This is a genomic window from Paenibacillus sp. LC231 (assembly GCF_001860525.1).
GTDB lineage: Bacteria > Bacillota > Bacilli > Paenibacillales > Paenibacillaceae > Paenibacillus_AQ.
In genome coordinates this window covers 291,361-307,092 of record NZ_JFOM01000058.1, presented here as the reverse complement: position 1 = coordinate 307,092, position 15,732 = coordinate 291,361, and the positions used below count along the sequence as shown (strand labels likewise).

Here is a 15,732-nt window from a genome sequence, read left to right as displayed (position 1 = left end):
TGTTTTACAACAAGGAACGTTTCCAAAACAAACTGGGCGACCTCTCCCCGATTGAGTTTCGGGAGAAAGTCGCCGCTTAATAAAATTTCTCTTTTTTTATTGTCTACTTGACGGGGCTATGACCACTTTATCAGTTTTGATAAAGCTTTTTTTGGTATCTATTGTGAAATTAATCACAAATAAAAATCTCCATGTATGCTACTATAAAGATGTAATCAGATACTCCAAATTGTTTAGAAGGGGACGATCCTCATGCATACCGATCAAATGACGATAAACTTCCTCCGCCTTTGCTACCATTGTGATGATGCATGTTTATGCGACACCGAGGAGCAGTGTCTGGCTTGCTGGAATGAGCAGGAAATGACACCAGAGGAGCATGAAATGACAGGACAAGAAGAAACGATGAAATGGATGAGATTGGCTTACGATTGAATAATGACGACAAAGATGACCATGAAGAGTATGAATGGAAGCGGACGTTCTGTCCCGCGAAGAAGCTGATGACTGGGTAAGAGCAGACATCGGCTTTTTTGGTGCCCCCAGAAAAGGACAAGTTCTTTAAAATTTCAATCAAACTTTCCATGAGCTATGAGTTAAATTGTCCGAAATAAAGCATATACATATTTCAAGACAAGGTGGAGGGGGGAGCCGTATGGGATCGGGGTCAGTTTGGATGTTCGATTTTTTCGGCAGCGTTATGCCCGTGTTTTTCATCGTCGTCATCGGGATCATTCTGCTGTCGGCCGGTAAGGGAATCTTGCAATGGAGTCAGAATAACCGACAGCCTTTGCTATCGGTCGATTCCAAGATTGTGAGCAAACGCACGGAAGTGAAACATACGCAGCAGACGGATGATACGATGTCGAGCCGCACTCGTACCACCTATTATCTGACCTTTGAAGTGGAGAGCGGAGACCGCATGGAGTTTGTTGTAAATGGGGAGGAATTCGGCATGTGCGCGGAAGGAGACGAGGGACTGCTGCGTTTCCAGGGAACCCGGTACTACGGGTTCGTTAGGCACCCAAGAGCGAATCTTAGCGTGGTCCGCGGTTATGAACATCCTAAATAAGAAACGGGCTTAATTTTATATCCGCCTTCTCCTGTGGTATATAATGAAGGAGAAGGAGGGGCTGCATATGAAATTTCTGGATAAAACGGTTGTGATTACGGGCTCTGCCCATGGGATTGGCCGCGGATTGGCCGAGGCTTATGCTCTAAGCGGAGCCCGAGTGATATTAAGCGATGTACATGAAGAACAGGGCAACCATGCGACAAATGCCTTGAAGGAACAAGGTTTGAACGCGGTCTTCGTCCCTTGCGATGTAAGGAAGGAAGAAGATATTAAACGCCTGATGAACCAAGCCGTCCAATATGCCGGCACCATCGATATTTTGATTAATAATGCGGGGATCTCCCGTTGGAAATCGCCATATGAGCTTACGGTTGAAGACTGGGACGACGTGATCAACACGAATGCCCGAAGCTGCTTTTTGGCAACGCGTGAAGCGGCGGTACATATGAAAAAGGCTGGGAATGGGGGGGCTATCGTTAATATGTCATCCACGCGATCGATCATGTCCGAGCCGAATTCGGAGGCTTATGCAGCTTCCAAAGGTGCCATTGTCGCGTTGAGCCATGCCATGGCCGTAAGCCTGGGGCCCGATGGAATCCGGGTGAATTGTATAAGTCCGGGGTGGATTGAAACGGGAAACTATGATGAGCTTCGTACAGCGGACCATAAGCAGCACCCAGCCGGTCGGGTAGGGACCCCGGCTGATATCGCCAAAGCCTGCTTTTATTTTACCGATCCGGATAATGATTTTGTCACGGGGGCCCATCTGGTTGTGGATGGCGGCATGACCCGCAAAATGATATATGAGCCTTAACTTGTTTCGGATTCAATAAAAAAGGATCGTCCCCCGGGGACGATCCTTTCCTGGTTATAACCCGTATTCGCAAACCAGTGGCGAATATCTCAACCGCTTAGACTTAACGGACGGTTATGGCAATGGAATCCGTCTTGCCGCTCGTCCGGTCGGTTACGCTGACAACGGCAATTCCGCTTTGATTCGCGCGGGCAACTCCCTGTGCGTTAACGGAGATGATATGGGGGTTGCTGCTGCGATAGCTGAGTTTGGCAAGCGATTCTTTGCGGCCATCCGGGTGGAGAAGCTCCGCCCGAAGCTGCTGGGTTGACTTGGAAGTCATTAGATCCTTACCCAGCAGCCGGAGATAAGGCTCATTTCCATCGAATGCGGCCGTGACATGGAGCGTTTCAACGAATCCGTAACGCTGGTCCTTAACCGAGATCGCTGCGCTTCCCGGAGAAATCGCCTTCATTCGTCCGGTTGAACTCACTTGAATGATATCCGGAGCATCAGATGTGTACGTCAGCTCTTCCGCCTGCTCACGCTTCCCGCCCGGGAAGCCGTACCATGCTTGGATTTGTCCTGATTCGCCCAGTTTGAGCTCATCCGAAGCTTCCACGCGCATCACGATCGGAGCTAGCGGGAACACGCCGACTTCGGTGAAGCTATTCCACGGATTGGCATTATTTCCTTTGCCCAATATCCGAATATATCGGGCAGTCATTTGCTCCACAAGAAAAGTTTCAGGCTGCACAGTCGTACCTGAAGTCAGCCCATTCTCGTAGATGGTCGACCATTCCTCGCCATCGACGGAGGCGAGAACATCGAACAGGTTTTTGCGGGTATCCCCTAAATATATGGCCAGGGATACAGCACCCACAGGCTTCGGCTCCCCCAGGTCAAGCTGTACGTATTCCGTACCCGGCGCGGACCAGCGAGTGCTCAGTTTGCCGTCGACGGTATGTTCCGGAATGTTCGCCGATTCGGGAACGGCGCTGGCGGTAACATGCTGCACCAGATATTTTAGATGGTTCGGCGGTTCGCCTATGGCCGGATTCCGGGTGAATTGGATGGTATATCGATTGCTCAGATTCGGATGAGCGTCGTTCTGAATGACGATCGTGGCCGTACCCGGAATCGTATCTGCCTGGTCAATGGATACGGCATGCTCCGCTTCGGCCGTCATCACAGGCGGAGAGGGAGCATCAAACGGAAGTCCGACTTCATAATACGTGATTTCTGGACGGAACCCATGGAGCGGTATTCCGTCCATGAATAGACGGTTAGCCATAGGTCGGGCTGCCGGTTCGGGCAGATCGCCGTCAGGTATGGTCCATTCCAGCAGGGGAGTATACCCCGTCTCCGCTGGAGGTATGGGATCGCTTGCGTATAAAGGAACCATGCGAACGGACAACCGTACATCCTGGACGTGCTCCAGGTGTATGGTCAGCTTGCGCATGCCTTCGTTGCTGGATTGCCCATCCGGATTCGGGGAGGTGGCCAGCGGCGCTGCATCCATGACGGAGAACCGGGCACCGGCCGGTCCTTCGGCCAGCTCAACATACAGCCGCTTATCCAATTGTGAAAGAATGGCGGCGCGTCCATTTCCCACGATCTCCACATCCGCTTCGGTGTGCATGAACCAATACAGCTCTGAAGGGCGCTTCAGTTTCATCTCATCCTGGACGACCAGCTCGCGCCTGTCGGCAGAGAGTTTCATTCCTCTTAACATCTCGCCTGCGTCTTTCCGGTAAAGGTCGGTCATATCCAGAATCGTATAGGCTCCTCTTGGCTTCGATTCCTTTTTTATCGTAACGGCTGTGCCGTAAGGCTCTTGCTGTACAATCGGATTTTCGACCGGATTGATGACGATGGTATTATGTCCCTCGGTTTTTTTGCGGTAATACGTCCAGCGATTATAATTGTAATCCCAGAAGCCGGGCAAGCTGTAGGATTCGTTCCCCAGATCGGATGCCCACCTTACGCCCAGTGCGTCAAAAACGAAAGTACCGCCATCCAGATCGTTATGGCTACGCATCGTTTCGTTAACGCCTTTCATGGAAGCAAACAAGGCATAAGGATCGTCCCAGGCGCTTCGCATGGAGGCCGATTCAATCCCGGTGAAGAAACGATCCAGCTCCGTCGGAGCCGTTTCGAACATGCCGGGTTCATAAAACACCAGATAGAGAGGGTGGAAGTAGCCCTTCCGCTCATACAGATCGCCAATAAACCAGGCGTATTCAGGTTTGTCGAAGAACGAGGCGAACCATAAGGATTCATACATGTTGTAGCTGACGCCGCCATCATAAAAATTGAACACCCCGCCTTCGCCGAGCAAATGATACGGATATGCGCCCGATGCCTCGTATCCCGGCAGCAGGGAAAGCCCATAATCGGTACCCAGGCTTTTATTCAAGCCTTGAATATACATGGCCAAGTATTGGCCTCCATAATGCCAATAAGCAGGACCCTCCGGCCAAGAACCGTCCTCGGTATAGTGACGAAGCGCATATTGCAGCTTCTGAAACGTGCTCTGGATGACTTCGAGCGCCTGTTCCCCGGTCTCAGGCTCATCCGCAACGGTTAACGCAAGCAGGCCAAGGCCGCCGTTGTCTACCAGGTTAATGTTATTGTGCTCCCCGTTATGGCGGAATTCACCCCGATACCAATCGAGCGCGACAGCTAGAGCATGATCCCGAATCGCCGTATTCAATTGAGATCGCTGAGCTTCATTCAAATCGTCGTATATCCAATCGTAGGCCAGCGCAACGGCAAAAGACAATTCGGACAAGGCAAGGATGTTGTTGGTTCTGCCGCCCCAATCGGGGTAATGCGTCATGGCCTCCAGCTCCTGCCATGCGCGTTCGGCATATCGGGATTCCCCGGTCAAGCGGTACATGAGCGCGGTCGGAATCAAGCGATCGCGCAGCATGTAGGCATTGCCGCCATTAGGTTGGTAGGTTAGAGGCGTAGTCGCTAGGACGGGGTCCGCTTGATTTCTCAAGAGCTCCATCCACTCCGTCATATAACGGTCTCCGCTTGCCAGCAATTGCTTGGAGCGGTTCAGATCGTCCGGGGATGCGAGAAGGCGCGGATGGGAGCGGCCGGATGAGGCATGAAGGTGAAGCGATTCCGAAATTCGATCTGCCATCGGCCCGACAAAGACCAGCATATCGCTCTCCGTACGTCCGCCACGTCCATCTTCAGCCGATACGCGAAAACGGTCGTACCCGAGATAGTCTTCATTGGGAGCATATCGATAAGTTCCCCCGGCATCCACTTGAACCGTGCCATGTGCTGGCGATGCTTCAAGTTTCCATGCGATCGGATCTCCATCCGGATCCTCCGCTTTCTTGAATTGGCCGGAAAGGGAAGTATTCATCGTCGTATAACCCCATTCCAAATCCAGCAAAGGAGCAGCATTCACAGGAGTAACGTCGATCGTGCCCTGGCCGAATTTGGCGCCGCCCGTATCAGCCTGCAGGGCAGCAAACTGGAAGCGGTCCGCACCGTTAAAGCCGCTGTCGGGATAGTAGGTAAAGCTGCCGTTCTCCTTTACGGTGACCACGCCATGCGCAGGCTGGGAGATGAGGAGATACGTAAGGTCGGCACCGCTGCTGTCGAGCGCGGACAATTGCCCGAGCAAAGCTTGACCTTGCGTCGTCTCGCCTTCGTAAGCGTCCACCTGCAAGGTGTCCGGCGCATTGACGCTGACCGCCATCGAGGAGGTATGAGCACCGTCATATGTCGCTGCGGTTACGGTTGCGAGTCCTGTGGAAAGGCCGGTTACGTCACCTTGATCCGTCACTTCCACGACTTCCCGATTGGATGCAGACCACTGCAGCTGAGGGGGAGGCGACGAACTCGGCTCATAACGTACGGAAGGCGTTAGGGTCTCGCCCGTATTCAGATAAGCCACATCCGGTTCGATCGCGATGGATTGAAGCGGCTCCTCAACCAGCACATCGTCAAACCAAGCTTTACCCGTTCCGGTTTCCAGAAACAGCTCAACGGTCAATAAGGGCGGTGAGGCGGCATTTTCCGGAACGGTGAACAGCTTCTCCATATACGTCCAGTCTTGGGTGCCTTTGAGCGTTCCGACATGGACCAGCACATTGCTGGTGCCGGTTCGCTTCATCTGATATCGGATGAGCGCGGCATTGCTGACGGCCTCCGTTTTGACCCAGCCGCTGATCCGATACGTTTTCCCGACCTCTACCGGGATGGACTGGGTTATGGCTGCCCGACTGGCCGTTCCTGTGGGACCTTCGATGCTGACCGATTGTTTCCCGGATTTGAATATTTCCGAGTCTACTCCCAATATGGGCGTGCCTGTTGGAAGCCACTGCCCCCAATTTGCCGGCTTGATTCCCCCTGACCAACTGGCCCCCGCCTCCGTAGCCTCAAATCCGCTGTTCACAAGCAAACCCTCCTGTACCTGATCTCGTTCGCCCTCTGCCCATGCCGATGGGGGCGGCAAAAAGCCATGAATCCCCGTAATCAGCATAAGCATGATCAGAGCCATTCGTTTCACATCGATTCCCTCCCGACTGATATCGATTTCCGGCCATGAAACCGGAACACTTCCATCGTAGAGGAAGCCGCAGCGTTCGAGTATGATACAAATTCGTGATGCATTAACATTTTTGAAGAAAACCTGTTCATGATAAATAAAAACAGTATGATGTAATTAATGTAAGTATGAAGAAGGTCACATCTAAAGAATGGGAAGGAATGAGGGTATGGGGAAATTGACGACAACTATTGCAAAAAATGAACGTTCCAATCGAGTGTCCGTGTTCGTTACACTGCTCATGTCCTATCTTGTGATACTGCTGATCCCGGTCATCGTATTCTGGGGACTGTATACGCAAATCGAGCGGATAATGATCGAAAATGCCAACAACTCCAACATGGCACTGATCGAGCAGGCGAAGCAGGTGGTGGACAGCCGATTGGATGAAATGCATCTGATTTCCCGGAACATCACTTCGCATCCGCGGCTGGATGCGCTGCTAAAGGCAAGCTCCCCTCAAAATGGTACCGAGAACTACAATTACTACACTTTCATGCAGGAAATGCAGCGATACCGTAACAGCAGCAGTTTTATCACCGATTTTTACGTATATTTACGGGAGAGCGATACGGTTCTTAGTCCCTCCTTAAAGACAACGTCTCGTGTCTTGTTTTCCGATATATACGGATATGAAAAATTAACCTATCAACAGTATCAAGCAGATATTCTGCACGGTATCCACTTTAACCGGTATTTGCCCGTGACTGAAGTTGGCAAAGGGTTAAATCAGAAACGCATGCTCACATATATGCAAACGCTTCCATTTGGCGAAAAGGCCAATCCCAAAGGCGCGCTTGTTATGCTGATTGAGGAGAGGCAGATCGCAGGCTTGCTTGATGAGATTGTGAAAACAAATCACGGAACCATTTACATCAAGGATGCCAGCGGCCAAGTGATTCTTAGTGCCGGTGAATCCGAAGTTCACAGTACGGGTAAAACCGCGGATAATCCGCGTGTGATGATGGTATCGACAAGATCTGCCCGGAGCGGGTGGGAATATGTATCGGCTGTGCCGGAAAAAGCGTTTATGGAAAAGGTCTATATGGTCAAGCGAATGGCCGTCGGCGTTCTGGCTATCTGTCTTGTTGCCGGGATTGCGGCCTGTGCGTTCATGACCTACCGCGCGTACTTCCCTTTGCGTGACATTATCCGTTTCATCCGGCAATCTCATCCGGCTAAGGAGGGTAAGGTACGTAACGAATATGATTTTATCAAATCGACGATGGCGGATTCCTTCGGTAAGCAGACGGAGATGAAGGAGCAATTGTCCAGGCAAACACCGGTGATTCGGTCCAACTTTTTGCAGCGTTTATTGAAGGGAAACGTGGATACGGCGGATATGTCCGATCATGCTCTGGATTTCATGGGGATCTCGTTCCCGCATTCGAGTTTTGCCGTTGCCTTGATCGAGCTGAGGGATGCCAGCGGGTTCATACATAATGAGCGGGAAAGCGAATGGGCCCTGATCCGTTTTGTCACCGGGAAGGTGGCGGAAGAAATTCATCCCTTTACCGCATATTCCGTGGAGCTGGAGAAGAACCTGGTTGCCATTATTCTAAACATGCCGGAACCGCTGCATGATAAGGCAGACCAGCTGTACGATTGGGCAGAGCAAGTGAAGCTGGTAATTGAACAGCGCTTTAAATCCGAAATCACAATCGGGATTAGCGAAATCCGTACAGGTCTTGGATGTTTGGCGAGCGGTTACACCGAAAGCTTGAAGGCTTTGGAATATTCCATTTTTACTGCGTATAAACCGATTTTATTGTACGAGGAAATGAAACAGAAAACGGAGGTGTATTATGATTTTCCCATTGAGACGGAAATCCAGCTCATTAACGCCATGAAAAGCGGGGATACGGATAAGGCGCAAGATATCATCCAGTGTCTGTACCACAATAACTTCAACGGGCAATCCATCTCACCTGAGCTCGGCAGACTCATGTTCGCTAACCTGCTCAGTACGATGTTCAAGCTGCTGAATGCTTTGAATTTGAAGTACGAGGATATATTCGGCGAGTCCGGCAAAACGCTTGAAGAAATTACGGAGGGGAGCACGGTTGAGGAGCTCTACCGGGAAGTGAAATGGATGTTCGGCAAGGTTTGCCTCTACGTAAAAGATCAAAGGGGCGATTCCTCTTCGCTGCTGCTTGAGAAAATCAAGAGCTACATTGCGGATCATCACGATGATGCCATGATTAGTCTGGCTTCCATTGCCGAGCAATTTGATATTACGCCGCCGTATCTGTCGGCTTTCTTCAAGAAAAACAGCGGCACCAATCTCACGGATTACCTGGCCAAGATTCGGATCGAACGCTCCAAGGAAATGATGCGGGATGCCAAAAACACGATTTCGCACATTGCCCGTTCCGTCGGTTATACCAGTGACGTCGGTTTTATCCGGGTGTTCAAGAAATACGAAGGGATCACCCCGGGAAAATACAAGGAAACCCTGCATTCCCTATCATCGACTTTAAGAAATGATCATCTCAATTCTTAATCCCTGTTTATGCATGTTGAAACTGTACGGTATACGATGTAAGCGCTTCAGAGTTACGATTTGAACAGGGCGGGCTGGTTGGAACCACCTAAGCCTAATCTTATCGAATGATCATTCATTAGGGAAAAAGGGAGGCGTCGTGATTTGAAGACAAACCGGAAACGTGTTATGAGACTTGCGATCTTTATGCTGATTGTGGCTATGATTGCCGGATGCAGCGGAAAAAGCTCGGGGGCCGAGGAGCCTGCCGGGGAAAAAGGTAAGGAAGGAACAGGTGTGGCCACTGGTGGTGATCCGGAATATCCTGAACAGTTGTCCTATTGGGTATCGCTGAATGCAAATGCCTCTGCAACGATGCAGGATATGAACGGAATTGCCGCATATCAGGAATTGGAAAAAACGACAGGCACCAAAGTGAAGTTCCAACATCCGCCGGCAGGCCAGGAAGCAGACGCTTTTAACATTATGGTCTCTTCAGGCAATTTGCCGGATGTGGTGGAGCATGGATGGGCCAACGTATCAGGAGGTCCGGATAAAGCCATTTCGGACGGGTCTATCATCCGTCTGAATGAGTTGATTGAAGAGCATGCACCAAATCTATCGAAAGTGTTGAACGAGCACCCGGAATATAAAAAGCTGATTACGACAGACGGAGGAAACATTTACGTATTTCCATTTATCCGCGGGGACGAATATTTGCTGACCTTTAACGGCCTTATCATCCGCAAGGACTGGCTTGACCAGCTTCAGCTGCCCGTACCGGAAACGATGGATGAGTGGTATGAAGTATTGAAGGCGATCAAGACCAAGGATCCGAACGGAAACGGGCAAGCGGATGAAATCCCGCTGCTGCTGGATATGGATATGACGGCCATCAATCATGCATTTGTCGGCGCGTGGGGAGTTACAACCGGATTTTATCAGGTGGATGGAAAGGTCCAGTATGGACCCATCCAACCGGAATTCAAATCTTATTTGGAAACGATGAGCAAATGGTATGCGGAAGGCCTGATCGATCAGGATTACGCGGCAACGGACGGCACGCTTAAAGATGCCAAAGTGACCAACAATCAAGTAGGTGCCTTCTCCGGTTACATGGGCAGCAGCCTCGGCCGCTATTCCGAGCTCATGTTAAAAAGCAATCCGGATGTAGAACTGGTGGGCGCTCCGAACGTTGTTCTGAATAAGGGGGATAAACCGATCCTTGGACAGAAGGATTCGCCGTTCAACGGATTTGGCGCAGCTGTGACCAAAGCGAACAAGTTCCCGGCGGAAACGGTGAAATGGCTTGATTACAAATATGGGGAAGAAGGACATATGCTGTTTAATTTCGGAGTTGAGGGAGTCAGCTACGAGATGAAGGACGGATACCCCACGTATACCGACGAGGTGATGAAAAATCCAGATGGGCTGTCGATCACCCAGGCGATGTCAAAATACAACCTGGCCAGTTATTCGGGACCATTCGTCCAGGATCGTCGATACATCGAGCAGTATTCCGCGCTGCCTCAGCAGAAAGCGGCTATTGAGACATGGATGAATGCGGAGAATGACCGTTTGATGCCGATTATTTCCCCAACGGCAGAAGAAAGCACGCGTTATGCCTCGATCATGAACGATATTAATACGTACTACGAAGAAATGGTCAACAAATTCATTATGGGCGTGGAGCCGATCAGCGGTTTTGACCAATTTGTCCAAACGGTACAGGGTATGGGCATTGAGGAAGCGCTCCAGATTCAACAAGCCGCGCTGGACCGGTTCAACAGCCGTTAAGTTGTAGGCGCATGAAGAGGGAGAAGACCTCGGGATTCTCCCTCTAACTGTGAATGATTTTTTTGTCAGAGGAGGGCATACGGTGCAGCTTAAGGAAGAGACAAACCGCGTTACGATACAGAGCAAGCCAGAGAGGTTCAGCGCAAGAGCTGCGAAGGACTTTCGCCGAAACTCCACGATTTACCTGATGCTGCTGCCGGTTGTGGCGTTTTATGCCGTGTTTCACTACGGACCGTTATATGGCCTGCAGATTGCGTTCAAGAACTTCTCGGCAGGGCTCGGCATATGGAATAGCCCGTGGGTCGGCTTTCAACACTTCAGCGAATTCTTTAACGGATTTTTCTTTGAACGAGTGGTTACCAATACCATTATACTGGGCGCGTACGATCTCATATTTGTTTTTCCCGCATCCATCGTGCTGGCGTTAATGCTGAATGAGGTACGACATCGCATATTTAAGCGGACGGTACAATCCATTACGTATATTCCCCATTTCATATCTGTCGTTGTGGTTGTCGGGATGCTGGTGGATTTCTTGTCGGTAGACGGGCTGATCAATCATATTATCACCTACTTCGGCGGCAAACCGATATCATTCATGAGGCTGCCGGAATGGTTCCGCACCATATATACCTCATCTGCGATCTGGCAGGGGGTCGGTTGGGGCTCCATTATATATCTCGCAGCTATTTCCAATATCGATCCGTCCCTTTATGAAGCGGCTAAAGTGGACGGTGCCGGCCGCTGGAAGCAGATGCTTCAAATTACGCTGCCTGGCATCCTGCCAACGGTCATCATTCTGCTCATCCTGCGGATTGGTTCCTTTATGGCGCTGCAGGATGAGAAGATCCTGATTATGTACAATCCGGTTACCTATGAGACGGCCGACGTAATCGGTACCTATGTCTACCGTAAGGGGATTCTGGAAGCAAGCTACAGCTTTAGTGCCGCCGTCGGCATGTTTAATTCCATGATTAACTTTATGCTGCTCATTGGAGCCAATTATCTCAGCAAGCGGTTTACGGATACGAAGCTGTGGTAGAAAGGGGGGCATCTATGCGAACTTCAAAATCTGTCAGTGAAGTCCTGTTTGATTCTGCGAATGTCATTCTCTTGTGCTTGTTATCGGTCGTCACGTTATACCCGTTTCTCTACGTATTGTTTGCTTCAATCAGCACGCCGGCTGATTTCGTTCAGCACCGGGGAATCCTGCTGTGGCCCAAGGGCTTCTCGCTGGATTCCTATCGTATGGTATTTGAGAACCCCAATATTATCCGAAGTTACCTGAACACGATATTTTATGTGGTGGTCGGCACGACGCTGAACATTCTGATGACGGCTCTCGGAGCCTATGGCTTATCCAGGAAAAACGTGATGTGGAAGGGCACCATCATGATGCTGATCGTAATGACGATGTTTTTTGACGGCGGGCTCATTCCGAAATACCTGCTCGTGAAAAATATGGGTCTGCTCGATACGTACTGGGCATTGATTATTCCAAGCGCCATGACGACATGGAACTTGATTATTATGCGAACGGCATTTCAAGGAGTACCCGATGCGCTCGAGGAATCGGCGCGGATCGACGGAGCCAGCGATTGGACCATTCTGTTCCGGATCATCATCCCGTTATCGCTGCCGGTCATTGCCGTCATGGTGCTCTTTTACGGGGTGTGGCATTGGAATAAATGGTTTGACGCCCTCATCTATTTAAGAGACCGGGACTTGTTTCCGCTTCAGCTCATCCTGCGCGAAATTCTGATCCAGAACGATACCAGCAGCATGATGACCTCGGTAGGAGGGGGAGATAGGATGCCGGTTGGCGAAACCATTAAGTATGCAACGATTATGGTGGCTACGCTGCCGATTTTGTTTCTATATCCATTCCTGCAGAAATATTTCGTGAAAGGCGTCATGATCGGAGCCATTAAAGAATAAGGAGGCAGTTGACTCATGTGGGAGCAAGCCATTATGGATGCGGTAGAAAAAACCAAGCGGAATATCGGTCAATTTCCGATGAAGTTTCCTCACATCACGGAAGAGAAGCGTTACGAGTGGGGAGAAAGCAATGACTGGATTGAAGGATTCTACACCGGGATGATCTGGCTGTGTTATGAATACACGAAAGACCCGCTGTTTAAGGAAACGGCAATAGCACACTTGGAGGATTATAAGCAACGCCTGCAGGAACAGCGGCATCTGGACCATCACGATATCGGATTTCTGTATCTTCCCTCTGCACTGGCCGCGTGGATTGTGGATGAGCATGAAGAAGGCAAACACCTTGCTTTGAAAGCAGCGGACCATCTGATGCTGCGCTGGCGGGAAGAGGGACAGTATATTCAGGCCTGGGGCCGGAAAGGCGACGAGAAGAACGGCGGTCGCATTATTATCGATTGCATGATGAACATTCCGCTGCTGTATTGGGCATATGATCAGACGGGTGATGAGCGATACAAGCGCGTGGCCGTAGCGCACGCGGACAAGAGTCAACGCTACTTAATGCGGGGTGATGATTCGTCGTATCATACCTTTTACTTCAATCCGGAGGATGGAACCCCCATCCGAGGAGGAACGCATCAAGGATATCATGACGGATCAACATGGACGCGCGGCCAGGCATGGGCCATCTACGGATTTGCGCTCTCATACCGCTATACCCGTGATCCGAAATATTTGGATACGGCTTTACGCGCCGCTCGTTTCTTTATTGAATACTTGCCGGAGGATCATGTTGCGTATTGGGATTTTGACGTTCCGATTGAAGAGGGTACACCTCGCGACAGCTCCGCCTCCGCCATTGCGGCGTGCGGCATGCTGGAGATATTGGAGCATCTGGACGGAGAAGATGACAATAAAGGGCTATTGACAGAAGCCGTTGAGAAGTCGATGATATCTCTCGTAAACCAATATTCTACCATCGGTGAAGCAGCAGAGGAAGGCTTAATCAAGCATGGTTCCTATTACGTCAGAGGCGGTGCGGGACCGGATGATTATATGATCTGGGGCGATTACTATTACCTCGAAGCCTTGCTGCGGCTGACCAAAGGGATACCCGGCTATTGGTATGAGAGAGGTTAGCATCATAGAATCTGTGAAACGAACTGGGGATGTCGCGTGATATGCGGCACTCCCTTTTTTATGTGAAATAGCAGTGGGTCATTGTTCACAATATACTCATTAGCATTGTCAGAATGTCTTTGTTATGATGAGGAAGATTCAAATTTGAGATAAATGGTTTGGAGGAGATATGTGTGTTGAAACATGTGAAAACTTCAGTCTTGCTGACCCTGGGTCTGCTGCTAATATTGGTGTTCCCGACTGCAACGTGGGCCCATTCCAAGCTGGAAACCAGTACGCCCGCGGCGGATGCCAAGCTGACGGAAAGCGTGCAGGAAGTAAGCCTGTCATTTAATGAAAATATCGATGAAAACTTGAGCACGCTCAAGATAAAGAATGCGCAAGGCGAATCGGTTGAAGTAGCAGAAGTCAAGATCAGTCAGAATACCATGCTGGGAACGCTGGCTGCACCGCTTCCATCCGGCTCCTACACGGTTGAATGGAAAATTGTGGGCGGCGATGGACATCCCGTGGACGGGACATACGCCTTCGAGGTAGATACCCCGGAAGCGGAAGCCACTCCGGAGACACCGGCAGATACCGAAGAAACACCTGCGGATACAGGAAACACGCAGGATGAAACAACGCCTGCGGAGGATACCGCTGCGGACAACACGGATCAAACGGCTGGCCAGGATCAGCAGGCAGACAACAATTCGGCTCCCGAACAATCGGCAGGCAGCGGTTCAACCGTGTGGATCGTCGTCATCGTGATAGTAGCATTTGTCGCAGGATATTTTGGAATTCGAGCCTCACGGAAGAAAAAATAAATGTCTTACTATTGGTTAAGTGAGCCGTTTCTATATGTAGCCTACGCCGTTCTGGCAGGCATCACGGTACTGTCCCTCGTACCGAAAGCATATACGCCGGACATTTCGGTTCCGGCCTGGCTTGGCCCGGTGGCGGCAGGGGCTATCATCGTATTTGGATTTGTGCCGCTGCTGCAGATCATGATGTTCTTCAAGGATGATATCGGGTTCTGGAAGTCCTTTAACAGCATCATGTTCAAGTTTAGTGAGGGTGAGCGTTACGCCTGGATTCTGGTTCTCTCGATCCTGTTGGCTATTCTGACCAAGCTTGTCCGCCGGAAGCCGGGTTCCGTATTACGCTGGCTTATGCCCGTTGCCTTGCTGGGCATTGCGGTGGCCATGTCCTCGTTTAATCACGCTGCATCCTTGTTCGAAAGTGCAGGACAGCTTGCATTCTTCGGCCATTTTACAGCGATGGCGATATGGACGGGAACGTTGCTGATAACAGGATGGTTCAGTACGGATCAGAGCCGCTGGAGTGCGTTTCTTAGATGGTTCCATCCAACAGCGATCGTCTGTGTCATCATTGTTATCGGATCGGGATTATTCTTGATGACGGCCGTGACGCCGGAGCCGATAAACAGCTGGACGCTGTCATATGGTCAGGCTCTGCTGGTTAAGCATATTCTCATTCTGCCGCTGTTGGTATTCGCGTTTGTAAACGGTCATCTCGTCAAGCGCAAGCTGCGCGGGGATTCCGGTTATCATCCGGTGGCATGGGCACGAAGTGAGGGAGTTCTGATCTGGTTGATTTATATCGTCACCGGATACATGAACAAGCAGCCTGCTCCGCATGAGGTCATTGATACATTGGCCTTGTATGGCCCTGCAGCAACTTTTGTTTGGTTCCATCCCGGGTTTACGATCGGTGAACTGGCTTTCACGTGGAGTTGGATAGGATTCCTTAGCCTCTGTCTCGGGCTAGCGCTTCTGTGGAACGTCGTGAACGTATTTCGCAGAAACCGGGCCGCGGCAGGCGCGTTGTTAAGCGGGCTAGGCGCCGTTGTGTTCATTTATTGCGGCCTGATGTTCTCGGTTACTACAGTTTAATATCGTTTGAGTTGACAAGGTCCTTGCTGT

General features: G+C 50.6%; 11 protein-coding genes. 10 read left to right on the top strand and 1 reads right to left on the bottom strand.

The genetic code is table 11. The features are described from left to right. The first annotated feature begins 252 nt into the window (after positions 1–252). From AK95_RS33265 to AK95_RS33255, 3 genes are all read left to right on the top strand, one after another. Positions 253–435 carry a hypothetical protein gene (locus tag AK95_RS33265; RefSeq protein ID WP_071224374.1) on the top strand — a complete coding sequence of 61 codons (183 nt, stop codon included), beginning with the start codon at positions 253–255 and terminating at the stop codon, positions 433–435. 220 nt (positions 436–655) lie between these two features. Further along, positions 656–1,072, top strand: a complete 417-nt coding sequence (locus AK95_RS33260) for a DUF2500 domain-containing protein (RefSeq protein ID WP_071224373.1) — start codon at positions 656–658, stop codon at positions 1,070–1,072. A gap of 67 nt (positions 1,073–1,139) precedes the next feature. After that, complete coding sequence (locus AK95_RS33255) at positions 1,140–1,889, top strand: SDR family NAD(P)-dependent oxidoreductase (protein ID WP_071224372.1); 750 nt, start codon at positions 1,140–1,142, stop codon at positions 1,887–1,889. 103 nt (positions 1,890–1,992) lie between these two features. Here AK95_RS33255 and AK95_RS33250 read toward each other — a convergent pair whose 3' ends face one another. Next, on the bottom strand, positions 1,993–6,396 hold the full coding sequence (locus tag AK95_RS33250; protein ID WP_235613283.1) for an Ig-like domain-containing protein: 4,404 nt from the start codon (positions 6,394–6,396) through the stop codon (positions 1,993–1,995). 217 nt (positions 6,397–6,613) lie between these two features. Between AK95_RS33250 and AK95_RS33245 the strand changes: the two genes are divergently transcribed. From AK95_RS33245 to AK95_RS33215, 7 genes are all read left to right on the top strand, one after another. Beyond that, positions 6,614–8,947: an AraC family transcriptional regulator gene (locus AK95_RS33245; protein WP_071224391.1), complete on the top strand. Its 2,334-nt coding sequence runs from the start codon at positions 6,614–6,616 to the stop codon at positions 8,945–8,947. Positions 8,948–9,091: 144 nt separating this feature from the next. Beyond that, complete coding sequence (locus AK95_RS33240; RefSeq protein ID WP_083397795.1) at positions 9,092–10,723, top strand: extracellular solute-binding protein; 1,632 nt, start codon at positions 9,092–9,094, stop codon at positions 10,721–10,723. A gap of 82 nt (positions 10,724–10,805) precedes the next feature. Then, entirely contained in the window at positions 10,806–11,765 is a 960-nt protein-coding gene (locus AK95_RS33235) for an ABC transporter permease (RefSeq protein WP_071224370.1), read from the top strand. 14 nt (positions 11,766–11,779) lie between these two features. Beyond that, entirely contained in the window at positions 11,780–12,661 is an 882-nt protein-coding gene (locus tag AK95_RS33230) for a carbohydrate ABC transporter permease (RefSeq protein ID WP_071224369.1), read from the top strand. A gap of 15 nt (positions 12,662–12,676) precedes the next feature. Further along, positions 12,677–13,804 carry a glycoside hydrolase family 88 protein gene (locus tag AK95_RS33225; protein ID WP_071224368.1) on the top strand — a complete coding sequence of 376 codons (1,128 nt, stop codon included), beginning with the start codon at positions 12,677–12,679 and terminating at the stop codon, positions 13,802–13,804. Positions 13,805–13,977: 173 nt separating this feature from the next. Continuing rightward, positions 13,978–14,613, top strand: a complete 636-nt coding sequence (locus tag AK95_RS33220; protein WP_071224367.1) for a copper resistance CopC family protein — start codon at positions 13,978–13,980, stop codon at positions 14,611–14,613. After that, entirely contained in the window at positions 14,614–15,702 is a 1,089-nt protein-coding gene (locus tag AK95_RS33215; protein WP_071224366.1) for a copper resistance D family protein, read from the top strand. The last annotated feature ends 30 nt before the right edge of the window (positions 15,703–15,732 follow it).

Excerpts from the sequence above, each read along its gene's own strand:
- AK95_RS33265 (WP_071224374.1), top strand. The coding sequence starts at position 253 with ATGCATACCGATCAAATGACGATAAACTTCCTCCGCCTTTGCTACCAT.
- AK95_RS33260 (WP_071224373.1), top strand. The coding sequence starts at position 656 with ATGGGATCGGGGTCAGTTTGGATGTTCGATTTTTTCGGCAGCGTTATG.
- AK95_RS33255 (WP_071224372.1), top strand. The coding sequence starts at position 1,140 with ATGAAATTTCTGGATAAAACGGTTGTGATTACGGGCTCTGCCCATGGG.
- AK95_RS33250 (WP_235613283.1), bottom strand. The coding sequence starts at position 6,396 with ATGGCTCTGATCATGCTTATGCTGATTACGGGGATTCATGGCTTTTTG.
- AK95_RS33245 (WP_071224391.1), top strand. The coding sequence starts at position 6,614 with ATGGGGAAATTGACGACAACTATTGCAAAAAATGAACGTTCCAATCGA.
- AK95_RS33230 (WP_071224369.1), top strand. The coding sequence starts at position 11,780 with ATGCGAACTTCAAAATCTGTCAGTGAAGTCCTGTTTGATTCTGCGAAT.
- AK95_RS33225 (WP_071224368.1), top strand. The coding sequence starts at position 12,677 with ATGTGGGAGCAAGCCATTATGGATGCGGTAGAAAAAACCAAGCGGAAT.
- AK95_RS33215 (WP_071224366.1), top strand. The coding sequence starts at position 14,614 with ATGTCTTACTATTGGTTAAGTGAGCCGTTTCTATATGTAGCCTACGCC.